The organism is Streptomyces antarcticus (genome assembly GCF_026627255.1).
Taxonomy (GTDB): Bacteria; Actinomycetota; Actinomycetes; order Streptomycetales; family Streptomycetaceae; genus Streptomyces; species Streptomyces antarcticus.
Genome location: NZ_JAPNLM010000024.1, coordinates 30,909 through 55,222 on the forward strand (window position 1 = coordinate 30,909; position 24,314 = coordinate 55,222).

At 72.1% G+C, this 24,314-nt stretch carries 23 protein-coding genes; 13 read left to right on the top strand and 10 right to left on the bottom strand.

The window, feature by feature from the left end; translation table 11 throughout:
- Positions 1 to 16: 16 nt before the first annotated feature.
- Together OTB16_RS29360 and OTB16_RS29365 are read right to left on the bottom strand one after the other, a co-directional pair.
- The gene (locus tag OTB16_RS29360) at positions 17 to 826 is read right to left on the bottom strand and encodes a DUF3558 domain-containing protein (RefSeq protein ID WP_267723962.1); all 810 of its coding nucleotides are present in this window, start codon (positions 824 to 826) and stop codon (positions 17 to 19) included.
- 114 nt (positions 827 to 940) lie between these two features.
- Positions 941 to 1,816 carry a DUF3558 domain-containing protein gene (locus OTB16_RS29365; protein WP_267723964.1) on the bottom strand — a complete coding sequence of 292 codons (876 nt, stop codon included), beginning with the start codon at positions 1,814 to 1,816 and terminating at the stop codon, positions 941 to 943.
- Positions 1,817 to 2,014: 198 nt separating this feature from the next.
- On the opposite strand from OTB16_RS29365, the gene OTB16_RS29370 reads away from it, so the two are divergent.
- The gene (locus tag OTB16_RS29370; protein ID WP_267723966.1) at positions 2,015 to 3,208 is read left to right on the top strand and encodes an RtcB family protein; all 1,194 of its coding nucleotides are present in this window, start codon (positions 2,015 to 2,017) and stop codon (positions 3,206 to 3,208) included.
- A gap of 159 nt (positions 3,209 to 3,367) precedes the next feature.
- Positions 3,368 to 4,099, top strand: a complete 732-nt coding sequence (locus OTB16_RS29375; RefSeq protein ID WP_267723968.1) for a polysaccharide deacetylase family protein — start codon at positions 3,368 to 3,370, stop codon at positions 4,097 to 4,099.
- 51 nt (positions 4,100 to 4,150) lie between these two features.
- Here the strand turns inward: OTB16_RS29375 and OTB16_RS29380 are convergent, their stop codons facing one another.
- Positions 4,151 to 4,918, bottom strand: coding sequence for an SDR family NAD(P)-dependent oxidoreductase (locus OTB16_RS29380; protein WP_267723970.1), 768 nt, complete (start codon positions 4,916 to 4,918; stop codon positions 4,151 to 4,153).
- A gap of 109 nt (positions 4,919 to 5,027) precedes the next feature.
- Positions 5,028 to 5,363: a YnfA family protein gene (locus tag OTB16_RS29385; RefSeq protein ID WP_267723971.1), complete on the bottom strand. Its 336-nt coding sequence runs from the start codon at positions 5,361 to 5,363 to the stop codon at positions 5,028 to 5,030.
- A 146-nt stretch (positions 5,364 to 5,509) separates the two neighbouring features.
- Between OTB16_RS29385 and OTB16_RS29390 the strand changes: the two genes are divergently transcribed.
- Positions 5,510 to 5,989, top strand: coding sequence for a hypothetical protein (locus OTB16_RS29390; protein WP_267724138.1), 480 nt, complete (start codon positions 5,510 to 5,512; stop codon positions 5,987 to 5,989).
- Here OTB16_RS29390 and OTB16_RS29395 read toward each other — a convergent pair.
- The 4 genes from OTB16_RS29395 to OTB16_RS29410 all read right to left on the bottom strand — a co-directional run bounded on the left by OTB16_RS29395 (position 5,977) and on the right by OTB16_RS29410 (position 10,024).
- Complete coding sequence (locus tag OTB16_RS29395) at positions 5,977 to 7,542, bottom strand: FAD-dependent monooxygenase (protein ID WP_267723973.1); 1,566 nt, start codon at positions 7,540 to 7,542, stop codon at positions 5,977 to 5,979. The genes OTB16_RS29390 and OTB16_RS29395 overlap by 13 nt on opposite strands.
- Positions 7,543 to 7,907: 365 nt before the next feature.
- Positions 7,908 to 8,636, bottom strand: coding sequence for a Mut7-C RNAse domain-containing protein (locus OTB16_RS29400; RefSeq protein WP_267723975.1), 729 nt, complete (start codon positions 8,634 to 8,636; stop codon positions 7,908 to 7,910).
- A gap of 117 nt (positions 8,637 to 8,753) precedes the next feature.
- On the bottom strand, positions 8,754 to 9,278 hold the full coding sequence (locus OTB16_RS29405) for a GNAT family N-acetyltransferase (RefSeq protein WP_267723977.1): 525 nt from the start codon (positions 9,276 to 9,278) through the stop codon (positions 8,754 to 8,756).
- A 308-nt stretch (positions 9,279 to 9,586) separates the two neighbouring features.
- Positions 9,587 to 10,024 carry a hypothetical protein gene (locus tag OTB16_RS29410; RefSeq protein ID WP_267724140.1) on the bottom strand — a complete coding sequence of 146 codons (438 nt, stop codon included), beginning with the start codon at positions 10,022 to 10,024 and terminating at the stop codon, positions 9,587 to 9,589.
- Between the two features lie 304 nt (positions 10,025 to 10,328).
- Here OTB16_RS29410 and hemL point away from each other — a divergent pair, with 304 nt between their 5' ends.
- The 7 genes from hemL (at position 10,329) to ccsB (ending at position 18,091) form a co-directional block, all read left to right on the top strand.
- Positions 10,329 to 11,651 (top strand): glutamate-1-semialdehyde 2,1-aminomutase, encoded by a 1,323-nt coding sequence (gene hemL, locus OTB16_RS29415; protein ID WP_267723979.1) that lies wholly within the window; start codon positions 10,329 to 10,331, stop codon positions 11,649 to 11,651.
- Positions 11,648 to 12,352: a histidine phosphatase family protein gene (locus tag OTB16_RS29420; RefSeq protein ID WP_267723981.1), complete on the top strand. Its 705-nt coding sequence runs from the start codon at positions 11,648 to 11,650 to the stop codon at positions 12,350 to 12,352. Before hemL ends, OTB16_RS29420 begins: the two co-directional genes overlap by 4 nt.
- Before the next feature lie 179 nt (positions 12,353 to 12,531).
- Entirely contained in the window at positions 12,532 to 13,755 is a 1,224-nt protein-coding gene (locus OTB16_RS29425; RefSeq protein WP_267724142.1) for a polysaccharide deacetylase family protein, read from the top strand.
- A gap of 66 nt (positions 13,756 to 13,821) precedes the next feature.
- Positions 13,822 to 14,460, top strand: a complete 639-nt coding sequence (locus tag OTB16_RS29430; protein WP_267723983.1) for a TlpA family protein disulfide reductase — start codon at positions 13,822 to 13,824, stop codon at positions 14,458 to 14,460.
- A 52-nt stretch (positions 14,461 to 14,512) separates the two neighbouring features.
- Positions 14,513 to 15,250, top strand: coding sequence for a cytochrome c biogenesis CcdA family protein (locus OTB16_RS29435; protein WP_267724143.1), 738 nt, complete (start codon positions 14,513 to 14,515; stop codon positions 15,248 to 15,250).
- A 13-nt stretch (positions 15,251 to 15,263) separates the two neighbouring features.
- Entirely contained in the window at positions 15,264 to 16,988 is a 1,725-nt protein-coding gene (resB, locus tag OTB16_RS29440) for a cytochrome c biogenesis protein ResB (RefSeq protein WP_267723985.1), read from the top strand.
- Positions 16,985 to 18,091, top strand: a complete 1,107-nt coding sequence (ccsB, locus tag OTB16_RS29445; protein WP_267723987.1) for a c-type cytochrome biogenesis protein CcsB — start codon at positions 16,985 to 16,987, stop codon at positions 18,089 to 18,091. Before resB ends, ccsB begins: the two co-directional genes overlap by 4 nt.
- A gap of 77 nt (positions 18,092 to 18,168) precedes the next feature.
- On the opposite strand, the gene OTB16_RS29450 is transcribed toward ccsB, so the two are convergent.
- Positions 18,169 to 19,584 carry an MFS transporter gene (locus tag OTB16_RS29450; protein WP_267723989.1) on the bottom strand — a complete coding sequence of 472 codons (1,416 nt, stop codon included), beginning with the start codon at positions 19,582 to 19,584 and terminating at the stop codon, positions 18,169 to 18,171.
- 107 nt (positions 19,585 to 19,691) lie between these two features.
- On the opposite strand from OTB16_RS29450, the gene OTB16_RS29455 reads away from it, so the two are divergent.
- The 3 genes from OTB16_RS29455 to OTB16_RS29465 all read left to right on the top strand — a co-directional run bounded on the left by OTB16_RS29455 (position 19,692) and on the right by OTB16_RS29465 (position 23,720).
- Positions 19,692 to 20,609: a LysR family transcriptional regulator gene (locus tag OTB16_RS29455; protein WP_267723991.1), complete on the top strand. Its 918-nt coding sequence runs from the start codon at positions 19,692 to 19,694 to the stop codon at positions 20,607 to 20,609.
- 280 nt (positions 20,610 to 20,889) lie between these two features.
- Positions 20,890 to 22,953, top strand: a complete 2,064-nt coding sequence (locus tag OTB16_RS29460; protein ID WP_267723993.1) for a galactose-binding domain-containing protein — start codon at positions 20,890 to 20,892, stop codon at positions 22,951 to 22,953.
- A gap of 95 nt (positions 22,954 to 23,048) precedes the next feature.
- On the top strand, positions 23,049 to 23,720 hold the full coding sequence (locus OTB16_RS29465) for a TetR/AcrR family transcriptional regulator (RefSeq protein WP_267723995.1): 672 nt from the start codon (positions 23,049 to 23,051) through the stop codon (positions 23,718 to 23,720).
- A 177-nt stretch (positions 23,721 to 23,897) separates the two neighbouring features.
- On the opposite strand, the gene OTB16_RS29470 is transcribed toward OTB16_RS29465, so the two are convergent.
- Positions 23,898 to 24,236, bottom strand: a complete 339-nt coding sequence (locus tag OTB16_RS29470; RefSeq protein ID WP_267723996.1) for a PLD nuclease N-terminal domain-containing protein — start codon at positions 24,234 to 24,236, stop codon at positions 23,898 to 23,900.
- Positions 24,237 to 24,314 lie beyond the last annotated feature (78 nt).

A 24,314-nucleotide genomic window follows, 5' to 3' on the forward strand; every position in this document is an offset into this window, starting at 1 on the left:
CGGGCCGCCGGTGCCGCTACTGCTGGGGCTGCGCCGACGGGGACTGCGCCGACGAGGACTGCGCCGACGGGGACTGCTCCGTCGGCTGCTCCGGCGCCTTCTGCTGGTTGGCCGTGTCGACCGAGGCCACGGTCTCCTTCGCCGCCGTGATGGCGTCCTGGAGCAGCTTCGCCTGGTCCGGGGCGCCGGCACCCTCGTACGCCGCACCGTTGTAGTCGATCGTGACGACCACGTTCTGCGTGCGCGCCACGATCGTGGTGTTGAAGAAGTCGACGTCCTTCTTCGACGTGAACACCACCGACGTGCCCTGCTCGCCGATGCCGCCGGCCGGCTCGGCCTTCACGTTCTGCGCGCCCTCGGTCGCCTTCGCGGTCTCGACCTGCTTGTTGTACTGGTCCTCGGCGCGCTTGTTCGCGGAGCCGAGCGAGGCGTGCGAGTCGTAGCGGAAGAGGGAGATCGAGAGCCAGCGGTACTGCGAGCCCTTCAGACCGTCCTCGTCCAGACCGTTCCAGGAGCAGCTGGCACGGCTGGCCAGGTCGTTCGACTTCGTCGCCGTACCGTTCTTGTCCTTGGCCTCCGGCACGAGCGTGCCGATCGTCGTCGCCTGGACCGCCTTGCAGGGCTCCGGCAGCGCCGCGTAGGCCGCCTTCTCCAGGGTCGGCGAAGGCTTGGCGCTCGGCTTGGCAGACGCGGAGGAACCGGACTTCTTGCCGTCGTTCGAGCCCGAGGCCTTGCCCGAATCGGACGAGCAGCCCGCGACGGTGAGGATCACCGGGACGGCTGCGCAGGCGAGAACGCGGGAGAGGCGCGAGGCTGATCGGTGCATGTTTCCTTCAGTGCGTTTGTCTGACTTCTTCGGACGGCGGACCGGGGCAACGGTAGCCCGACCCGGCGCTCGTCTGCTGTGCGCGCCGTCACTCCGCGCCGCGGGACGCCCCTCTCACTCGTTCAACCGCTCGACCAGATCCGCCGCCAACTGCCGCGCCCTGTCCTGGGTTTCGGTGCTGGGCGGGACCGTGCCGGGCAGTGCGGGCTGCACGCTGTACTCGACGGTGACGATGACATTCGAGGTACGGAACACAATCCGCACCGTGCGCGTCTGAGCCGCGGTGGCCCCCGCCGCGCTCAGCTTGTCGTCCAGGAACGCCTCGTTGCCGAGCCCCGTCAGTACGCGGGATCCCAGCTCGGTGGGGGACGCGCCGGGGGTGGGGCCGGCGGGGGACGAGGGGCTGCCGGGTGCGGGGCTGCCGGGAGGCGCCGGGTTCGCGGCCGGTGGCGTCGGGCTGGGGGTCGGCGCGGGATTGGCCGCCGGGGTTCCCGTGGGGGCCGTGGGCGTCGGGACCGGCCCGGGGAAGGGCAGCTTCGCGTCGGTCAGCTGACGTACGAAGACCTGCCGCGCCTTGTCGTCGTCGCTCGCGGTGGCCCGGTCGTACGACACCACGCGCTCGAAGCCGACCGACAGCAGCCGCGTCTCCTCGGCGCTCTGCGCGGTCCAGCGGCAGCCCACGCGCCGGTCGCCGTCGTACGAGGCGGCCGCCGCCCCCGCGTACAGCTGGTCCCGCTCGGCCGGGGGCAGGCTGTCGGCGGCCGGGAGCAAGGCCTTGAGCCGCTTGGCGTCGACGGCCTTGCAGGGGGCGGGCAGGCTCCGGTACTTACCCGGCTGTGCGGGCGCGGGGACGTTGCCGCCGGGCTTGTCGTCGTTCGCGGTCCCCGTGCCGCTCCCGCCCGTGCACCCGGCGAGACCGGTGACGCCGGCCGCGAGCGCGGTCAGCATGGCGATGCCTGGCAGGAGTTCCCGTACCGACTTGCGCTGCACGTCCCATGGCTCCCTTCGACCGACTGCCCCGATGGCCCCGACGGTCAGGAAAATACGTTGCCGCGCTTCGGGCGCGGGTGGACACAATGTCTATCGCACACGCTGGTGCCGGCGCCGGTCCCCTGTCGCATTCGGGATCAAGAGCGAGGCTTTTTGCGTATTCAGACTTTTCTGTGGTTTTCGGGGGATTGAGGCGTTATGTCGTATGTAGAGGTACCCGGGGCGAAGGTTCCGATCCGGATGTGGACCGACCCCGCGTCGGTCGAGGACAGTGCGATGCAGCAGCTCCGCAACGTCGCCACCCTCCCATGGATCAAGGGTCTCGCCGTCATGCCGGACGTCCACTACGGCAAGGGTGCGACGGTCGGTTCCGTCATCGCGATGAAGGACGCGGTCTGCCCGGCGGCGGTGGGCGTGGACATCGGCTGCGGAATGTCGGCGGTCAAGACGTCCCTGACGGCGAACGACCTCCCGGGGGACCTGTCGGTCCTGCGGTCGAAGATCGAGCGGGTGATCCCGGTGGGGGCCGGCATGCACCGCGAGGCGGTGGACCCGGAGCGCCTTCACGGGTTCACGGACGCGGGGTTCGGCGACCTGTGGGAGCGGTTCGACTACATCGCGGACGCCGTGAAGTACCGGCGGGACCGGGCGATGCGGCAAATGGGGAGCCTCGGGACCGGCAACCATTTTGTGGAAGTATGTGTAGATGTGTCCGGTTCTGTGTGGCTCATGCTGCACTCCGGATCGCGGAACATCGGCAACGAGCTGGCCGACTTCCACATCAACGTGGCGCGTGGGCTGTCCCACAACCAGGGACTCGTCGACCGGGACCTCGCGGTCTTCCTCGCGGCCACTCCGGAGATGGAGGCGTACCGCAACGACCTCTTCTGGGCGCAGGAGTACGCGAAGTTCAACCGGGCCGTGATGATGAGCCTCTTCAAGGAGGTCTTCCGGAAGGAGTTCCGGAAGGCGAAGGTGTCCTTCGGCCGGGAGATCAGCTGCCACCACAATTACGTGTCGGAAGAGCGCTACGACGGCATGGACCTGCTGGTCACCCGCAAGGGCGCGATCCGCGCCGGCAGCGGTGACTACGGGATCATCCCGGGCTCGATGGGCACGGGCTCGTACATCGTGAAGGGGCTCGGCAACGAGAAGTCCTTCAACTCGGCCTCGCACGGGGCGGGCCGGAAGATGAGCCGGACGGCGGCGAAGAAGCGGTTCTCGGCGAAGGACCTGGTGGAACAGACCAAGGGCGTCGAGTGCCGCAAGGACTCGGGCGTCGTGGACGAGATCCCGGGAGCGTACAAGTCGATCGAGCAGGTCATCGACCAGCAGACCGACCTGGTGCAGGTCGTGGCGAAGTTGAAGCAGGTCATCTGTATCAAGGGCTGAGCCCGTAGGCGAATGGTGAAACGGGGAGGCCCGGACCGGGACGGTCCGGGCCTCCCCGTTTCAGCGACAACTGGACTGTGTCGACGGAGAGTTGGTCGGTACGGAAAGTGGGTGTCCGGGGATTGACGGACGGAGTTGGTCTAGACCAAGGTGGGCCGCATGGGGAGATCTCGCGTGCTTCTTGCCGCGCTCGCGTCGTTGTCGCTCGCCCTCGGGGCCGCCGGATCCGCTCAGGCCGGGGCCGGGGAGGGGGACGGTCCGGCCGCCGCCGCCGCCGAGGCCGGGGGCGGGCGGCCCGGGGTGGGGCTGCCGCCCGTCGTGTCGCACGTACCGACGCAGGAGAAGGTCGTGTTCATCACGATCGACGACGGCTGGAACCACGACCCGGAGGCGGCCCGGATCCTGCTGGAACAGCGGGTGCCGGCGTCGTTGTTCCTGCTGCCGGGGGCTACCGCGTACGACACGGGGTACTTCACCACCCTCGCCGAGCAGGGGCGGGTGACCGTCGAGAACCACACCGTCAGCCACCCGGACCTGACCGCGCTCGACGCGGCCGGCAAAGACGCGGAGGTGTGCGGGGCGGGAGAGCAGCTGGAGGCGGCCTTCGGCAGGCAGCCGAAGCTGCTGCGGCCGCCGTACGGGGTCCTCAATGACGACGTGCGGCTCGCGGCCAAGGCGTGCGGGGTGCAGGCCGTGATCACCTGGACGCACGACTTCACGACCTGGAGCGGTACGCCGGCGACGCCGCGGCTCAAGAGCGGTGACATCGTGCTGCTGCACTTCACACCGACGCTGGCCGCGGATCTGCGGCGGGCACTGGACGCGGCGAGGGCCGCCGGGCTGAAGCCGGCGGCCCTCATGCCGCACCTGAAGGCGGCCGGTCTGCTCTGAGCGCCGAGGAGGCCGTCGGGCCGGTGCGGGCGGGCCCGTACGGTCCGTGCCCTACAGGCCCAGGTCGCGGTGGACCTTCGTGTTCGACGCCTGGGCGCGGGGGCGCACCACCAGGAGGTCGATGTTGACGTGGCTGGGTCGGGTCACCGCCCAGGTGATGGTGTCGGCCACGTCGTCGGCGGAGAGCGGTGCGGCGACGCCCGCGTAGACCTTCTCCGCCTTCTCGGTGTCGCCGCGGAAGCGCGTGGTGGCGAACTCCTCGGTCTTGACCATGCCCGGGGCGATCTCGATGACGCGTACGGGCTGGCCGACGATCTCCAGGCGGAGGGTCTCGGCGAGGACGCGGGCGCCGTTCTTGGCGGCGACGTAGCCGGCTCCGCCCTCGTACGTCGAGTGGCCGGCGGTGGAGGAGAGCACGACGACCGTGCCGTCGCCGGAGGCCGTGAGGGCGGGGAGCAGGGCCTGGGTGACGTGGAGGGTGCCGATGACGTTGACCTCGTACATCGTGCGCCAGTCGGCGGGGTCGCCGGTGGCGACGGGCTCGGCTCCGATGGCGCCGCCGGCGTTGTTGACGAGTACGTCGCAGCGCTCCAGGGACGCGGCGAAGGCGTCGACGGCGGCGCGGTCGGTGACGTCGAGGGCGTGGGCCGCGGCGGAGTGGCCTGCCGCGGTGATCTCGGCGGCGAGGGCCTCGATGCGGTCCTTGCGACGGGCGGTGAGGACGACGTGGTAGCCGGCTACGGCGAGTTGCCGGGCGGTGGCCGCGCCGATGCCGCTGCTCGCGCCGGTGACTACGGCGGTTCGGGTGGCCGTGCTCATGTGCGGGCTCCTCGCTGGTGCTCGGGCGGTCGTTCCGTCATTCGGTGATTCGGTGATTCGGTCATCCGTACGGGCGGTTCCCCGCCAGCATAGGCGCGGGCGGGGTCGCTCACCGGCCGCGCGGGGCGTACATGATCAAGGCCATGCCGGCCAGGCAGACGAGGGCTCCGGCGATGTCCCAGCGGTCGGGGCGGTAGCCGTCGGCGACAGCGCCCCAGACCAGGGAGCCGGCGACGAAGACGCCGCCGTAGGCGGCGAGGACGCGGGCGAAGTCGCCCTGGGGCTGGAGGGTGGCGACGAAGCCGTAGAGGCCGAGGGCGATGACTCCGGCGCCGATCCAGGCCCAGCCCTTGTGTTCGCGTACGCCCTGCCAGACGAGCCAGGCGCCGCCGATCTCCAGGAGGGCGGCGAGGGCGAAGAGGGAGGCGGAGCGGGCGATGAGCATGGCTCAAAGGTAGGCGGGGGGCCGGGGGCCGGGCGCCGCGGTGCCGGGGTGCCGGGGCGTGGGCAGATGGGGGTGGGCGCGCCCTCGTTCGTGTGATGGTCCGACCGGGCGGGGCGGGTGCTGGCTAGCCTCCGCGCGTGGAGGTGATGGCGGTGCGCCGTGGTGCCGTACGGAGTGTGGTGGTGGCCGGGTTGCTGACGCTCGGCGTGAGTGTGCCGGCGGGAGCCCATGCGTGGGCGGGGCCGGAGGCCGACGTGGCGTATCACGGGCGGGTCGCCCTGTCCCAGGGGAAGCTGCGGATCTGGCTGGTCCCGGAGAACGACGGTCCGGCGGCGCTGGCGAACACGACGGTCCGGGTGCGGCTGTCGGCGGACCTCGCGGACCGGCAGGAACTGGCGGGGGGCTGTGCGCGGGCGGGGCTGCGCGAGGTGGTGTGCGAGACGGGGCCGCTGCCGCTGCACGGACGCGGGCGGCACATCGGGCTGGAGCTGGGGCTGCGGGAGCCGGCGGCGGAGGTGGTGGTGCGGGTCGACACATGGTGGAACGGCGGGGCGACGGACCGGAACCACCTGAACAACGAGCACATGGTGCTGGCGCTCGACACGGGTGATGCCTACGCCTTCTGAGGGCCGGGGCCGGGGCCGGGGCCGGTACCGGGGCCGCGGGGCTCGGCGGCCCCGGGCAGGAGCCAGGAGGCCACGGCCGCCGCCAGCTCGGGGGTGGTGGCGCGGGGTGCGCTCCAGGCGACGTACCCGTCGGGGCGTACGAGGACGCAGTCGGTACGGGGCCGGTCCGCGGGCCAGTGCAGGTGGGTGAGCGGGGTGCCGGGCGGGGTGGCCGGGCCGGGCGGGGTGATCAGTACGAAGCCGCCGGTGCGCAGGGCGGCGTAGAGCCGGTGCCCGTCCGCGAGGGCGAGGTCGGGGGCGCGGCGGCCGGCGGGGCGGCGGGTGCCGGACGGGGGCGGGTAGGAGAGGCCGACGCCGGAGATCACGCCGAGTGCGCGGTCCAGAAGGGCGTCGGGGCGGGGGAGGTGGGGGAGGACTGCGGCGAGGACGCCGCCGGCGCGGCGGGCGGGGCCGGAGGCCGTGACGGTGCGGACGAGGGCGCCGCTGACGCGCAGGACGAGGCGGCCGACGGGGTGGCGTTCGCGGTGGTAGCTGTCGAGGAGCGCTTCGGGGTCGGGGGACCGGCCGAGGAGGGCGGCGGCGAGCTTCCAGGAGAGGTTGGCGGCGTCCTGGAGGCCCGTGTTCATGCCGAGGCCGCCGGCGGGGGAGTGGACGTGGGCGGCGTCACCGGCGAGGAAGACGCGGCCGCAGCGGTAGTGGGGGACCTGGCGTTCGTCGCTGTGGAAGCGGGAGATCCAGCGGGGGGCGTGCATGCCGTGGTCGGTGCCGAGGGCGGTGCGGGCGATGGAGCGGAGCTCGTCGAGGCCGACGGGGTCCGTGTCGGCGGCGCGGCCGTCGCGGTGCCAGCCGATGACGCGGTACCAGCCGTCGCCGAAGGGGACGACGAAGGCGAAGGCTTCGGCGTTGCCGTTGGCGGCGAGGAGGTCCGCGGGCGGGTCGGTCAGGCGGACGTCGGCGAGGACCATGGAGCGGACGACGGCTTCGGCGCCGGGGAAGGGCAGGCCGAGGGCTTGGCGGACGGTGGAACGGACTCCGTCGGCGCCGACCGCATGGCGGGCGTGGAGGGTGGAGGGGGTGGTGAGGGCGGAGGGGGTGGTGTGGGCGGGGGTGTTGGGGCTGGTGGTGCGGAGGTCGAGGGTGACGCTGTCCCGGTCCTGGTGGAGGCCGACGAGTTCGCAGTCATATCGGATGTCCACACCTGTGGACAACGCACGACGCTCCAGCAGTTTCTCTGTCTCATATTGAGGGGTGATGAGGACGAACGGATAGCGGCTGCGAAGCCGTTGGAGGGAGAGAATCATGCCTTCGAAGGGGCGTACGCGGTCGATCCGGCGGCCGGTGGAGACGAGCTCGTCGGCGAGGCCGCGGGCATCGAGCAGTTCGAGGGTGCGCGCGTGCACGGCGAACGCACGGGTGAGGTTGGCGGCGGTGCGGGGGCGGCGTTCGACGAGGGTGACGGCGAGCCCGGCGGCGGCGAGGTCTCCGGCGAGGAGCAGCCCCGTGGGGCCGGCGCCGACCACGACGACATCGAGCAGTTCCGCTGGATCGGTCATGCTCCGGCAGTCTGCCAGCCGGGGGCCTCCGGAGCGCGGAGCCAGGCCCGTGCCCGTGCCGGGTCGGGTGGCGCCGGGTGTGACGTTGACAGCACTAGGTGGCGGGTGAGAGAGGTAGTTGGCGAGACTCGTTTCGGTTTCCCGGGTCGGATGGGCCCCTGCGCCGGGGCACGCGCTGGGATCTTTCGGAGACGGCTCCAGCATCTCGTGTCGGATGGGCGGCGACGGCTCCCGGATGCTCGCAGCGCGGGATGAGATGGGCGCGCGGGTGGTGCCGGGCAGGCCGGGCCGGCTCAGGCTGTGCCGGGCAGGCCGGGCCGGGTCAGGCCGGGCTGGGTTAGGCCGTGCCGGTCACGCCAGGTCGGTCAGGCCGGGCCGAATTCGACGAGTGCTTCGTCGACGATGCGTTCCAGGCGGGCGTGGTGCGCGCCGCGCCAGTAGACGCGCTCGCAGTCCGCGCACTGGGCGAAGACGTCGTAGGAGCGCTGGGTGCCGTCTTCCAGGCGCTCGCCGACGCTGTCCTTGTCGGCATCGCGGAGCGTGCCGTTGCAGGCGGTGCAGCGGGTCCAGGGCGCGAGCGCGGGGGCGAAGCGGCCGAGGATGTCGCGCAGTTGCTCGTCGGGGTTGTCGCTGTAGACGTAGGCACCGGCGAAGATCTCGCGGCGGCGCAGCAGTCCGCGGTCGCGGGAGAGCAGGACGCGCTGTTCTGCGGCGGAGCGGGTGGCGAGGGCGGGGTCGCCGATGTCCTCGTTCTCGTACGCGGCGTCGACGCCGAGGAGGCGTAGGCGGCGGGCGAGGGTGCCGAGGTGGACGTCGAGGAGGAAGCGGAGGGGGGCGCCGGGGACGTTCTGGGGGCGGTCCACCGCGAACACCTCGACGGACTGGCCGTCTTGGGGGACGTAGGAGACGGGCACCTCGTGTCCGTCGACGAGGAGCCGGCCGACTTCGGTGAGCGGGACGCCGGCCGATTCGACGACGTGACCGAGGCTGGAGGCGCCGTCGGTCGTGGTCGGCACCCGTTCCGCACGCCGGCTGGGCGGGGCGAAGAGGCGCAGTTCAGGGGCGAGGGTGAGCTGAATGCCGGGTCCGTTCACCCGGTCAGCATGCCACTGCCGGAGGGTGGTCGCGGCCGAATTACGCGCGGTTGCGCGGGCCGGGCCTCTGCCCGCCGGCCCGTTCTCCGGCGGCTGGCGCCGCCTTGGCGGGCTGCCCTAGCTCAGGGGGTAGCGCCAGTTCTGGCTGGGGTGGGGGACGCCGGGCGGGTACTCGAAGTCGACTTCGCCGAGGCAGGTGAAGCCCGCCCGGCGGCACACCGCGTTGGACGCCGGGTGGTCCGTGCCGGGGAAGGCGTGGACGGCGGACCGGGTGCCGTGGGTGCGGGCGTAGGCCAGGAGTTCCGCCAAGGCGGCCACGGCCAGCCCGCGCCCCTGGTACTCCGGCAGCACGCCCCAGCCGGCCTCGTACACCGGCTCGCCCCGCCACTCCCGCTCCCAGAAGCCGACCGAGCCGACCGGTTCCGCGGTGTCCGCGAGGGCGACCCGGAACATCCGCCCGGCCGCGGGCTCCCGGGCGCTGAGTGCCTCGTACCGCTGCTGGCGGCCGGCGAGCTTCTCCTCGCTCTCCGGCCCGCCGAGGAACCGCGTCATCTCGGCCGAGTTCTTGCGCAGCAGCAGCGGGAAGTCCTCCGGGGCCCAGGCGGTCAGCCGGACCTGGACGGGGTTCCCTCTTCGCGTCATGCGGCGAGGCTACGTCCGGGGACCGCGCCCCCGCGCCCGGTTATCCGCCCGGCCCCGTGCCCGGTCCGGCGTCCGGTCCCGCGCCCGGTCCCGTGCCCGGCCCCGTGCCCGGTCCCGTGCGCGGTCCCGCCACCGGCCCGCCCCCGCACCCCGCCCCCCCGTCGCCTGGGGCAGGGGGTGGCGCCGGACGTGAGGGAGGGAGGGGCTCGGCGGGCGGAGCCCGCGCCGCCTGGCGCACCCGAGGGGCGCGGAGCGGGGGCTCGGCCGGCCGAGCGGGGTGCGCGCAGCGGAAAACGGCGGTCGGGCGGTCAGGGCCAGACGAGGCAGTACGGCTGGTGGCCCGCCTCGTGGAGGCGGTGGGAGAAGTCCTGCCACTCGTGGAGGAGCTGGTAGACGTTGAACGCGTCCCGCGGGCCGCCGCGGTCCGGGACCGTGGACCAGATGAAGGCGGCGGCGCCCACCGACTCCTCGCCGATGCCGCGCAGCGGGTCGACCACGGTCATGGGGAGCTTGACCACCGCGTAGTCGGGGTGCAGGACCACGAGTTCCAGTGGGGGCACCTTGTGGAGGGGTATGCCCTCGATGCCGGTGAGGACCATCGCGGCCACCGTCTCCGGCTTGATCTTGCTGAAGAGGCCGCCCATGCCCAGCTCGTCGCCGCCGAGCTCCTCGGGCCGCATCGTCACGGGGACGCGGGCCGCCGTGGCGCCGTCGGGGGCGCCGAAGTATTTGTACGTCACTCCCATGCCGCGCCCCCTGGGGCGGTCGTCGGGGGCGTCCAGTGGGTTCGGGACGGCATCGGCGGCCTCGGTGGAGCGGCGGCGGTGCTTGCCGCGGCGGCGGGATTCGCGGGCCTCGCGGGCGCGCTGCGGGTCCAGGCCGTCGGTACCCTCGCCCGGTCCACCACCGCGTTGCATATCTCCACCCGACTGGTATTACCTGCCCCGGCCCCGCAGCCCCCGCCACGCAGCCTGATCATCATGGCAGTGACCTCCCCCGCGGCGGCGCGGTGAAACGCCCGTCCGCAAGTCTGTCGCGGCCTCTGAGACCATGGCTGGTGTGAGCTACCCGTACCCGTATGAAGCCCCAGTTTCGCAGACGCTCTTCGAGCGCGCGTCCCTCGTGACCCCCGGCGGCGTGAACTCTCCCGTGCGCGCCTTCCGCGCCGTGGGCGGTACGCCCCGGTTCATGGTGTCCGGCACCGGTCCGTACCTCACGGACGCGGACGGACGGGAGTACGTCGACCTCGTCTGCTCGTGGGGACCGATGATTCTCGGCCACTCCCACCCCGAGGTGATCGCGGCCGTCCAGGCTGCCGTCGCCCGCGGTACCTCCTTCGGTACGCCCGGTGAGGGCGAGGTCGCGCTCGCCGAGGAGATCGTCGCGCGCGTCGAGCCCGTCGAGCAGGTGCGCCTGGTGTCCTCCGGCACGGAGGCGACCATGTCGGCGATCCGGCTGGCGCGCGGCTTCACCGGGCGCGCCAAGATCGTGAAGTTCGCCGGCTGCTACCACGGTCACGTGGACGCGCTGCTGGCCGCCGCCGGTTCCGGTCTCGCGACCTTCGCGCTGCCGGACACCCCCGGTGTGACGGGCGCGCAGGCCGGCGACACGATCGTGCTCCCCTACAACGACCTGGAAGCGGTACGGGCGGCCTTCGCCGCGCACCCGGGCGAGATCGCCTGTGTGATCACCGAGGCCGCGCCCGGCAACATGGGCGTGGTGCCGCCGGGGGAGGGCTTCAACCAGGGGCTCGCCGACCTGTGCCGCGCGGACGGCGCGCTGTACATCTCCGACGAGGTCATGACCGGTTTCCGTACCTCCCGCGCGGGCTGGTACGGCGTGGACGGGGTGCGGCCCGACCTGATGACCTTCGGCAAGGTCATGGGCGGCGGCTTCCCGGCCGCGGCCTTCGGCGGCCGCGCGGACGTGATGGGCCACCTCGCGCCCGTCGGCCCGGTCTACCAGGCGGGCACCCTGTCGGGTAACCCGGTGGCCACCGCCGCCGGTCTCGCGCAGCTGCGGCTGCTCGACGAGGCGGCGTACGCGAAGGTCGGCGCGGTCTCGCGGGAGATCCAGGGCCTGGTGACGGCCGCGCTCGCCAAGGAGGGCGTGGCGCACCGGCTGCAGACCGCATCCAGCATGTTCTCCGTCTTCTTCACCGAGGACGAGGTCCGCAACTACGAGGACGCCAAGAAGCAGGAGTCCTTCCGCTTCAACGGGTTCTTCCACTCGATGCTGGCGCAGGGCGTCTACCTGCCGCCGTCGGCCTTCGAGTCCTGGTTCGTTTCCACCGCACACGACGAGCAGGCGGTCGAGCGGATCGCGGCCGCGCTGCCGGCCGCCGCCCGGGCCGCCGCGGAGGCCACCGCATGAGCGCGCCCGACTACGCCGCCGGAAGCACCCCCGACCTGACCGTCGTGCACCTGGTGCGCCACGGTGAGGTGCACAACCCGGACGGGATCCTGTACGGGCGCCGCGCGGGCTACCACCTGTCCGAGCTGGGGCGGCAGATGGCCGACCGGGTCGCCGAGCACCTGGGGGGCCGTGACATCACCCACGTGGTGGCCTCCCCGCTGGAGCGGGCGCAGGAGACGGCGGAGCCGATCGCCAAGAGCCACGGTCTGGACCTGGCCACGGACGCGCGGCTGCTGGAGGCGGGCAACGTCTTCGAGGGCAAGACCTTCGGCGTCGGCGACGGCGCGCTGCGCAAGCCGGGCAACTGGAAGCACCTGACGAACCCGTTCAAGCCGTCCTGGGGCGAGCCGTACGTCGAGCAGGTGGTCCGGATGATGAGCGCGCTGGAGACGGCGCGCGACGCGGCCCGCGGCCACGAGGCGGTGGCGGTCAGCCACCAGCTGCCGATCTGGATCGTGCGCAGCTTCGCGGAGAAGCGCCGGCTGTGGCACGACCCGCGGCGCCGCCAGTGCACGCTGGCCTCGCTGACGTCCTTCACGTACCAGGGCGACAAGCTGGTGTCGGTGGGCTACAGCGAGCCGGCCCGGGATCTGGTCCCGGCGCACCTGCTGGCGGGTGCGAAGCCGGTGAAGGGCAAGTCGAAGGCGTTCGGCGCCTGATCGCCTGATCGTCTGAGCGCTTTGTCGCTTGATCAACGGTCTGTTACGAACCGTTACAGCTTTACCTAATTAAATACAAGTCGCATGGGAATCACCGTTCTAGTGCCGCACAACTCATCGAATTGTCCGTTTATATGGGCATTGACGTGTGGGTGGCGGGGGACGACGAGGACGGTGACATGCGCGACTTCAGTCGAAGGGGAGTGCTCGGACTCGGACTTGGCGCCACGGCGGCGGCCGGCATCGCCGGCTGCGGCTTCGGGGGCGCGGGTTCGGGCGGCCCGGGGCGGGGGGACTCCACTCCCGGCCCGGGCGGACCTCCGGTCAGGGCCATGGGCGACGGCTCCACGGCCGATACCGGTCCGCAGCCGAACCAGCCGGACAAGCCCGTGCCGCTCCAGCCGGGCGAGACCCCGCCGCAGTTCGTCGTCTTCAGCTGGGACGGGGCGGGGGAGGTCGGCAACGGTCTCTTCCCGCGCTTCCTCAAGCTCGCCAAGGACCACGGCGCGGCCATGACCTTCTTCCTCTCCGGCCTCTACCTCCTGCCCGAGTCGAAGAAGGCCCTCTACCAGCCGCCGAACAACCCCGTCGGGGCCTCGGACATCGGCTACCTCAAGGACGAGAACGTCCGCAACACCCTGAAGTGCCTGCGCGAGGCATGGCTGGACGGCCACGAGGTGGGGACCCACTTCAACGGCCACTTCTGCGGCGGGGCGGGCTCCGTCGGCCGCTGGAGCCCCGAGGACTGGCACAGCGAGATCGACCAGGCCGTGTCGTTCGTCACCAACTGGCGCACGAACACCGGCTTCACCGACCTGGAGCCGCTGCCCTTCGACTACCGCAAGGAGCTCGTCGGCGCCCGTACCCCCTGCCTCCTCGGCCGGGACGGCCTGCTGCCCGCCGCCGGGAGCCTGGGCTGGCGCTACGACTCCAGCTCACCCGGCGGCCTCCAGACCTGGCCGGTGAAGAAGTCGGGGCTCTGGGACCTGCCGCTGCAGTCCCTGCCCTTCCCCGGCCACTCCTTCGAGGTGCTGTCGATGGACTACAACATCCTCGCCAACCAGTCGAAGAACACCACCAGGGGCGTCCCGGCCAACTACCCCGGCTGGCGCTCCCAGGCCACCGCCACCTACCTCGGGGGCTTCCGGCGGGCGTACGAGACGAACCGTGCTCCGCTCTTCATCGGCAACCACTTCGAGGAGTGGAACGGCGGCATCTACATGGACGCCGTCGAGGAAGCCCTCAAGGGCATGGCGGACAAAAGGGACGTACGGCTCGTATCCTTCCGGCAGTTCGCCGACTGGCTGGACGTCCAGGACCCCAAGGTGCTCGGCCGGCTGCGCGGTCTGGCCCCCGGTCAGTCGCCGGCCGGCGGCTGGGGGGCCTACCTCGCCACCGCCTGACCAGGGCATTGGCAGGGCGCCGGGGGGCGCGGAAGATCGACGGATTGCTCATGCGAAACTTTTCACATGAGCCTTAGCCGCGCACGTGTCCGTCGACGCAGCAGCCGCTCGACCAGCGGTCGCGCCCTCCTGCTGACCGCGGCGACCGCCGCGGGCGTCCTGGTCCTGGCGTCCTGCACCTCGGCGGACGGCAAGCCCTCCGGCGGGTCCGGCGGCAACTACGTCGTGGGCCCGACCGGCATCTCCACCGTCGCCGCCGGTGAGCGCGCCGCGGCTCCGAAGCTCGACGGCGGGACCGTCGACGGCCAGACCCTCGACACCACCACCCTCAAGGGCAAGGTCGTCGTCCTCAACGTGTGGGGCTCCTGGTGCCCGCCGTGCCGCGGCGAGGCCAAGTACTTCGCGAAGGCATCGAAGGAGTACGCCGACGCCGGCGCGGACGTCGCCTTCGTCGGGATCAACACCCGCGACACCAGCACGCAGAACGCGACCGCCTTCGAGGAGACTTACGGGATCACCTACCCGAGCCTCTTCGACCCGGATGGGAAGCTGATGCTCCGCTTCCCCAAGGGCACGCTCAACCCGCAGGCCATCCCCTCCACGATCGTCCTCGACAAGGAGGGCAAGATCGCTGCCCGCGCGCTGGTCGCGATCAACGACGAGCAGCTCCGCTCGATGATCGACCCGCTCGTCGCGGAGAAGTGACCCGGTGCTCGCCGTGGTCCCCGATCTCCTCCTCGCCGCCGAGCCGACGGGCATGAACACCACCGTCCTGAACGGGACGCTGCTGCTCGCCCTTCCCATCTCGGTCCTGGCCGGACTCGTCTCCTTCTTCTCGCCCTGCGTGCTCCCCCTGGTCCCCGGCTACCTGTCCTACGTGACCGGGGCCGGCGGCGCCGACCTCGCCGAAGCGCGGCGCGGCAGGATGCTGGCGGGCGCGAGCCTGTTCATCCTCGGCTTCACCGCCGTCTTCGTCTCCACGGGCGCGCTCTTCGGGTTCTTCGGCTCCACCCTCCAGGAGCACCGGACGCTCATCTCCCGGATCCTGGGCGTCGTCGTCATCCTGATGGGCCTCTTCTTCATGGGGGCGATCCCCGGCCTGACGATGCGGGAGTTCCGCTTCCACCGGAAGCCGACGGCGGGCCTGCTCGGCGCGCCGCTCCTCGGCGTCCTCTTCGGCGTCGGCTGGGCTCCCTGCATCGGCCCGACCCTGGCGGCCGTCACCACGCTGTCCATGGACCAGGCGAGCGCCGGCCGCGGCGCGCTGCTGACCGTCGCCTACTGCCTGGGCCTCGGCGTGCCCTTCCTCCTCGCCGCGGTCGCCTTCCGCAAGGCGCTCGGCACTTTCAGCTGGGTGAAGCAGCACTATGCGTGGGTGATGCGGATCGGTGGCGGCATGCTGATCCTGACCGGCCTGCTGCTCGTCACAGGAGCGTGGGACAGCATCGTCAGCGACATGCAGCAATGGACCGACAGCTTCACGGTGGGGATCTGAGGACTTAACGCACATGAGTACGACAGACAAGGCGCCCGCCGAGGCGCCGCAGCAATCCGAGGACGCCGCCGAGCCCGCGCTCGGCGCCGCCGGCGCCCAGCTGTCCACCGCACCCGTGGAGGACGCGCCCACCGGAGCGGCCGCCGGCTTCGGGGTCATCGGCTGGGCCCGCTGGTTCTGGCGCCAGCTCACCTCCATGCGGGTCGCGCTGATCCTGCTCTTCCTGCTGTCGCTGGGCGCCATCCCCGGCTCCCTGATCCCGCAGACCTCCGTCGACGCGATGAAGGTCGCCGAGTGGCAGCGGACCCACGAGTTCTGGGTGCCGCTCGCCGAGAAGCTCCAGCTCTTCGACGTCTACACGTCGTTCTGGTTCTCCGCGATCTACATCCTGCTGTTCGTGTCGCTGATCGGCTGCATCGTGCCGCGCACCTGGCAGTTCGTCGGCCAGCTCCGCGGCCGCCCGCCGGCCGCCCCCAAGCGGCTCGACCGGCTCCCCGCCCACACCACCTGGCGCACCGATACCTCCCCCGACGAGGTCCTCGCCCACGCCACGACCCTGCTGGGCCGGCGCCGGTTCCGCACCGAGGGCGGGACGGGCCACGTCGCGGCGGAGAAGGGCTACCTCCGCGAGACCGGGAACCTGGTCTTCCACCTCGCCCTGATCGTGATGCTGGTCGCCTTCGCCTGGGGCAAGCTCTACACGTCCGAGGGCGGCAAGCTCGTCCTGCGCGGCAGCGGCTTCTCGAACACGCTCACCCAGTACGACGACTTCAAGTCCGGCAGCCTCTTCACCCCCGACGACCTGCCGCCCTTCAGCTTCACGCTGGACAGGTTCGACGCCACGTACGAGAAGACCGGCCCGCAGAAGGGCACCCCGCGCGACTTCAAGGCGTACGTCACCCTCAGCAAGGGCGCCCACGGGGCCCCGCAGAAGGCCGAGATCGAGGTCAACAAGCCCCTCGAAGTCGACGGGGCAAAGGTCTACCTGCTCGGCCACGGCTACGCGCCGGTCATCTCGGTGACCGACCCCACCGGCAAGGTGATCTTCCGCAACGCCGTGCCGATGCTGCCCCAGGACTCGAACCTGACCTCGGCCGGCGCCATCAAGGTCACCGACGGCTACAGGAACAAGAACGGCGAGAAGGAGCAGCTCGGCTTCTCCGCCCAGTTCGTACCGACCTTCGCGGGCAAGGGCGGCGGCACGATGCTCTCGCAGTTCCCCGCCGCGGACCTCCCCGTCATCGCCCTCAACGCCTACCACGGCAGCCTCGGCGTGGACTCCGGTCTGCCGCAGAACGTGTACCAGCTGGACACGCGCAAGATGCAGCAGTTCACGAAGGAGAACGGCGACCCGTTCGCCCAGATGCTGGAGCCCAAGGAGACGATGACCCTGCCCGACGGCGCGGGCACCGTGACCTTCGAGGGCATTGAGCGCTGGGCCACCTTCTCCGTCACCCGCCAGCCCGGCAGCGGCCTCGCCCTCGCGGGCGCGATCGCCGCCATCGCGGGCCTGGCAGGATCGCTGTTCATCCAGCGCCGCCGGATCTGGGTCCGGGCGGTGGCCGGCAAGGACGGCGTGACCGTCGTCGAGATGGCGGGCCTGGGCCGCAGCGAGTCCGCCAGGCTCCCGCAGGAGCTGGCGGACCTGGCCGCCGTGTTGCACGAGCGGGCGCCGTCGGCGCCCCACCCTGTCGAAGCACAAGCAGAAGCAGAAGAAGAACAAGGAGAGCGCGGATGACGCTGCTCGCAGCCGCAGCCAACGAGAGTCTGGCTGAGATCAGCAACAAACTGATCTACGCGTCGATGGCGGTCTACACCCTCGCCTTCTTCGCTCACATCACCGAGTGGGTCTTCGGCAGCCGCAGCAAGGTGGGCCGCACGGCCGCCGCGCTGACCGGGAGCGGGGCCGGGGCGCGGGGCGCGGCCCCGGCCGTCCAGGTCCGGGGCGCGGGCGCCACCGCCGTCCTCGACAAGCCGCAGGTCCCCGACAAGCCGCAGGTCGTCACGCGCTCCGCCGCGGGCACCCGCGACGTCCCGGACGGCCCCGGCGCGGCCGGCGGCACCGAGAAGGGCGACCTGTACGGGCGGATCGCGATCTCGCTGACCGTGCTCGCCTTCCTCATCGAGGCGGCCGGCGTGGTCGCCCGCGCGCTGTCGGTGCAGCGGGCCCCCTGGGGCAACATGTACGAGTTCTCGATCACCTTCTCCACGGTGGCCGTCGGCGCGTACCTGGCTCTGCTGGCCCTGAAGAAGAACGTCCGCTGGCTCGGCCTGATCCTGGTCACGACCGTCCTGCTGGACCTCGGCATCGCCGTGACCTGGCTGTACACCGAGAGCGACCAGCTGGTTCCGGCGCTGCACTCGTACTGGCTGTGGATCCACGTCTCCACCGCGATCTTCTGCGGCGCGGTCTTCTACATCGGCGCGGCCGGCGCGGTCCTCTACCTCTTCCGCGACTCCTACGAGGCCAAGCTGGCCTCCGGCGGGAAGCCGGGCCGGTTCGCCACCTCGGTCATGGAGCGGCTGCCCTCGGCGGGCTCGCTCGACAAGTTCTCGTACCGGATCAACGCCGCCGTCTTCCCGCTGTGGACGTTCACGATCATCGCGGGAGCGATCTGGGCGGGCGACGCCTGGGGCCGCTACTGGGGCTGGGACCCCAAGGAGGTCTGGTCCTTCGTGACCTGGGTGGCCTACGCCTGCTACCTGCACGCCCGCGCCACCGCCGGCTGGAAGGGCCGCAAGGCCGCGTACCTCGCGCTCTTCGCCTTCGCCTGCTGGATCTGGAACTACTACGGCGTCAACATCCTGCTCAGCGGCAAGCACTCGTACGCGGGCGTCTGACCCGGCCGTACCCGACCGCACGGCGAAGCCGGTGTCCCGCCCCCGTGGCGGGACACCGGCTTCGCCGCGTACGGGCCTCAGGGCCGGGCGGCCGCCGGAACCGGCTCGGGGGCCGCGTCGGGGTCGCGTACGGGCGCGGCCGGCCGGCGCAGCCCCGGCGCGGTGACCGCGGCCGCCACCAGCACCGCCGCGAACGGCACGAGCAGCGCGGCCCGGTACCCGTCGAGCGGATCGGCGTACGCGGCGGACACCGCGGTCACCGCGGACAGGCCGAGCGCCGCGCCGAACTGGAACGAGGTGTACAGCAGCCCGCCGGCGAGACCTTGCTCCTCCTCCGCGACGCCCTCGGTCGCCACGATGGTCAGCGGCCCGTAGACCAAGGCGAAGGCGAGCCCCAGCAGGATCAGGCTCGGCAGCATCACCAGGTAGCTCCAGTCGGCGCCGAGCGGCAGGAAGAGCCCGTACGAGAGCGCCGCGAGGAGCAGCCCGGCGAAGATCAGCCGGCTGTTGCCGAAGCGGGCCACCAGCCTCGGCACCACCGTGGGCGAGAGCACCGCGTCGATGCCGATGACCACCATCGCGAGGCTGGTCTGGAGCGTGGACCAGCCGCGCAGCTCCTGCAGGTACAGCACGGCCAGGAACTGGAAGCCGAAGAAGGCGCCCGAGAACAGCATTCCGGCGGCGTTCGCCCGCAGCAGCGGCCGCGACCGCAGCACCCCGGGGCGGACCAGCGGTTCGGGGGCCCGCCGCTCGACCGCGGCGAACAGCGCCAGCAGCGCCAGCCCCGCCCCCACCGTCGCGGCGGTCCACCCGGCCCCGGCGTGCGCGGCCCGCTCCACGCCGAGCACCAGCAGCACCACCGCCGAGGTCACCAGCACCCCGCCGGCCAGGTCGAGCCGCTGCCCGGTCACCCGCCGCGGCCGCGGCGACTTCGGTACGAGGGCCAGGGCGCCCACCAGGATCACCGCGGCCAGCACCACCGGCGCGAAGAACACCCAGCGCCAGCCGGCGGAGGTGAGCAGCCCGCCCGCGACCAGGCCGATGGAGAACCCGCCGGCGGCCGTGCCGGAGTAGACGAGCAGGGCCTTGTCGCGCTGCGGCCCCTCGTCGAATCCGGTGGTGATGACCGACAGCCCGGCCGGGGTCATGAAGGCCGCGGCGACCCCCGTCATGAACCGGGCGGTGATCAGTTGCCAGCCCTCGGTGGCGAGGCCGCCGAGGCCGGAGAAGAGCAGGAAGACGGTGAGCCAGCCGACGAACATCTGCCGCCGCCCGAACAGGTCGGCGGCCCGGCCGCCCAGCAGCATGAAGCCGCCGTAGCCGAGGACGTAGGCGCTCATCACCCACTGGAGTTCGCCGGTTTCGAGGCCGAGGTCGGCGCGGATGGACGGCAGGGCGACGTTCAGCATCGCGACGTCGATGCCTTCGAGGAAGATCGCGCCGCACAGGACGAGCAGCACGCCCAGGCGGCGGCCGCGGATGGGACTGGACATGGGTGTCCTCGCAGAAGGGAGTTGAGGGGGTGACCGTTGCCGGTGGGACCACCCTCGCCCGCCGTTCCGCGGGGAACAACGCCGAAGAACGCAACGTTCGTTCAGTCATGCTTACCGACCGCGACGAGCTGGACTGCTTCCTGATCCTCGCCGGGGAACTGCACTTCGGCCGGACCGCCGAACGGATGCTGCTCTCGCGGGCCCGCGTCAGCCAGCTCGTCCAGCGGCTGGAGCGGCGCGTCGGCGCGCCGCTGTTCCTGCGCACCAGCCGCAGTGTCGCCCTCACCGCCCTCGGCCGCCAGCTCCGCGCCGACCTCGAACCCCACCACCGGGGCATCGCGCGGGCGCTGGAGCGGGCCGCGGCGACGGCCCGCGCCGCCGACGGGGTCCTGCACGTCGGCTTCACCACCCCGCCCGCCGGGGAGCTCGTCCTCAAGGCCGCCGAAGCGATGCGGGCCACCCATCCCGGGCTCGCCGTCGAGGTGTGCGAGGTGCCGCTGTCCGACCCGTACGGGCAGCTGCGCAGCGGGGACTTCGACGTGCAGTTCGCGGAGTTCCCGGTACGGGAGGCCGACCTCGGCGAGGGGCCCGCGCTGCTCACCGAGGCGCGGGTGCTGGCGGTGGCCGCCGGGGACCCGCTGGCCGCGCGGGAGTCCGTCTCGCTGGAGGAGCTGGCCGGGGTCCCGCTGCTGACCGTCGCCGGGGACCTGCCCCCGTACCGGCGCGAGCACCAGGCGCCGGCCCGCACCCCGGCGGGCCGGCCGATCCGGCGGGGGCCGGAGGTGACGAACATGCAGGAGGCGCTGATGCAGGTCGCCGCGGGCCGGGGCGCGCTGCTGACGTCGGCCCACACGGCGACGTACTACGCCCGCCCGGGGGTGGCGTACGTGCCGTTCGCGGACGCGGAGCCGGTCGGCTACGGCCTGGTCTGGCGCGCGGCCGACAACTCCGGCGCGGTACGGGCCTTCGCGCGCGCGGCGCTCGAAGCGGCGGGCGGGGGCGGGAGCGGGGGCGGGGCGGCGTAGGAGGCGCGGTCCGGGTGCGGGCCGGGCCCGCGTCCGGCGTCCGGCCCGCGTCCGGCCCGCGCCCGGCGCCCCGTCCGGGGCCGGTGGGGCCGCCGTCCGTCCGGGGAATCCGACGATCCGTCAGGTCATCTGTCCCGGACCCTTGACTCCGTACCCGGCGGTAGCCATTCTCGACGCACCGATTGTGGGGAACATGTCAACGCCCTGTCATGGGTTGGCCGTGTCCCCGGACGGTTCCGGTACCCCCAGACCGCGCGATCCGCCGACCGAAGACACGGTGATGACGATGACCCACCCCGCCCGCCGCAGACCAGGCCCGTTCGGCCTGCTGACGCTGTGCCTCGCCGTGGCGGCGCTCCTGCTCGGCCTCGCACCCGCCTCCTCCGCCGACCCCGGCTGGTGGAACCCGACCGCGCGGCCCGCCCCCGACTCCGCCATCAACGTCACCGGCGAGCCCTTCAAGGGCACCGACGCCCAGGGCAAGGTCCGCGGGTTCGTCGACGCCCACGACCACCTGATGTCGAACGAGGGCTTCGGCGGGCGCCTGATCTGCGGCAAGCCGTTCTCCGAACAGGGCATCACCGACGCCCTCAAGGACTGTCCGGAGCACTACCCCGACGGCACCCTCGCGATCTTCGACTACATCACCAACGGCGGCGACGGGAAGCACGACCCCGACGGCTGGCCGACCTTCAAGGACTGGCCCGCCCACGACTCGCTGACCCACCAGCAGAACTACTACGCCTGGGTCGAGCGGGCCTGGCGCGGCGGCCAGCGCGTCCTGGTCAACGACCTCGTCACCAACGGCGTCATCTGCTCGGTCTACTTCTTCAAGGACCGCGGCTGCGACGAGATGACCGCCATCCGCCTCGAAGCGCAGAAGACCTACGACATGCAGGCCTACATCGACAAGATGTACGGCGGCCCGGGCAAGGGCTGGTTCCGCATCGTCACCGACTCCACACAGGCCCGCCAGGTCATCGAGCAGGGCAAGCTGGCCGTCGTCCTCGGCGTCGAGACCTCCGAGCCGTTCGGCTGCAAGCAGATCCTCGACATCGCCCAGTGCAGCCGCGCCGACGTCGACCGCGGCCTGGACGAGCTGCACGCGCTCGGCGTGCGCAGCATGTTCCTGTGCCACAAGTTCGACAACGCGCTGTGCGGGGTCCGCTTCGACTCGGGCGCCCTGGGCACGGCCATCAACGTGGGACAGTTCCTGTCGACCGGCACCTTCTGGCAGACCGAGCGGTGCACCGGCCCGCAGCACGACAACCCGATCGGCCTGGCGGCGGCCGCGTCCGCCGAGAAGCAGCTCCCCGCGGGCGTGTCCGTACCGGCGTACGCCGCCGACGCGCAGTGCAACACCCGCGGCCTCACCGACCTCGGCGAGTACGCCGTACGCGGGATGATGAAACGCAAGATGATGCTGGAGATCGACCACATGAGCGTCAAGGCCGCGGGCCGGGCCTTCGACATCCTGGAGTCCGAGTCCTACCCGGGCGTCATCTCCTCGCACAGCTGGATGGACATCGACTGGACCGAGCGCCTCTACAAGCTCGGCGGGTTCGCCGCCCAGTACATGAGCGGCTCCGAGGCGTTCAGCGCCGAGGCCAAGCGCACGGACGCCCTGCGCGACAAGTACGGCGTCGGCTACGGATACGGCACCGACATGAACGGCGTCGGCGGCTGGCCCGGCCCCCGCGGCGCCGACACCCCCAACCCGGTGCGGTACCCCTTCCGCAGCACCGACGGCGGATCGGTCATCGACAAGCAGACCACCGGGCAGCGCACCTGGGACCTCAACACCGACGGCGCCTCCCACTACGGCCTGGTCCCCGACTGGATCGAGGACGTCCGCATCACCGGCGGCCAGGGCGTCGTGGACGACCTCTTCAAGGGCGCCGAGTCCTACCTCGGCACCTGGGGCGGATCCGAGAAGCACAAGGCCGGCGTGAACCTCGCGGCGCGCGCGCCCGCGGCGGCCAGCTCCGCCGAGTGGAACCCGTTCACGAGCTACGCCCCCGGCCGCGCCGTCGACGGCGACCGCGGCACCCGCTGGGCGAGCGACTGGAGCGACGACCAGTGGCTCCAGGTCGACCTCGGGTCCCCGGCCCTCGTCGGCCGCGTCACCCTCGACTGGGAACGCGCCCACGCCAGGGCGTACCGCATCGAGGTCTCCGCCGACGGCACGAACTGGCGGTCCGTCTGGTCCACCACCGCCGGTGACGGCGGCCTGGACACCGCGCAGTTCACCGGCGTGCCGGCGCGCTACGTACGCGTCCACGGGGTGGGGCGCGGCACCCAGTGGGGCTACTCGCTCCACGAGGTCGGCGTCTACAGCCGCTGACGGGCAGCTGACGGGCACGGTTCGACCCACCGGGTCCGGCCGGGGCGGCGCCACCGCCCCGGCCGGACCCGGCCCGCTCCCACCGAAGGGACCGCATGGCACGCACGCCGTTGCCCGAGCGGCGCCGCCAGCTGACGGAGGCGGCGATCCGGGTGATGACCCGCGAAGGGGTCGCCCGGGCGACGACCCGGTCCATCTCCGCCGAGGCGGGCGTCTCGCTGAGCGTCTTCCACTACTGCTTCGACTCCAAGCAGGCCCTCTTCGAGTCCGTCATCACCGCCATCACCGACCACTACGTCACGGTGGTGAAGGAGGCGATCCGGCCCCGCCCCACCCTGCGCGAGACCATCCGGGCGGGCTTCGAGGCCTACTGGGACCACGTGCGCGCCCACCCGGGCGAGCACATGCTGACCTACGAGCTCACCCAGTACGCCCTGCGCCAGCCCGGCTTCGGCCACCTGGCCCGGCGCCAGTACGAGCTGTACGGGGAGACCTACGCCGAACTCATCGAGCGGCTGCGCGGCACCGCGGCGTTCGACCTCAGCGTCCCGGTGCCGGTGCTGGCCCGCTACCTCGCGGCCATGACCGACGGGTTCACCCTGAGCCTGCTCGTCCTGGGCGACGACGGGGGGACGGCGGGCGTCCCGGTCGTCGACACCATCACCGAGATGATCACCGCGCACGTGGTGGGTCTCGTCGAGGACGCCCCGGCCGCCGCCGCCCCGGCCGCCGCCGCCCCGGCGGGAGCGGGGCCGGGCGGCCCGTGAGCGGCCCGTGAGCGGCGGCGGCCAGCGTCACCGGACCCGCCCCGCCGCTCCTGCTCGGAGCGGGCGCCCTGCTCGTCCTGACCGAGTACGCGGCCTCCCGCATCCGCCCGCCGGCGCCGCGCCACCCCGCGTACGGGTGCTGAGCGCCGCGAGCCACCCGGCCCGAAGAGGCGCCCTCTAGGGGGTGTCGTCCCGCTTCTCGTCCCGGTCCTTCTTCTCGTCCTGCTCGTCCTGCTCGTCCCGCAGGGACTTCAGGAACTCCGGATTGTCGTCTGGTGCCACCCACTGGGCCCGGCGCGCCCGGCCGTCGCCGAAACCACCGCCGCCGCCGACCGCGGACCGCTTCTTGCCCGCGACCAGCCACACCACCGGCCCGACGATGGAGAACAGCAGGATGATGATCACCCAGACCACCTTGGGAAGGTGCTTGACCTCCTCCTCCGGCGTGTTCAGGCAGTCGATGAAGGTGTAGATGGTCAGCGCGATGATCAGCAGGAACGGCAGATAGCGCAGCACGGTGTGGGACCGACTCCCAGGCAGTGGCGGCGGGCCCGCGTCGGGCCCCGGTGACTCCTCCAGGGTAGTTGGTGACGG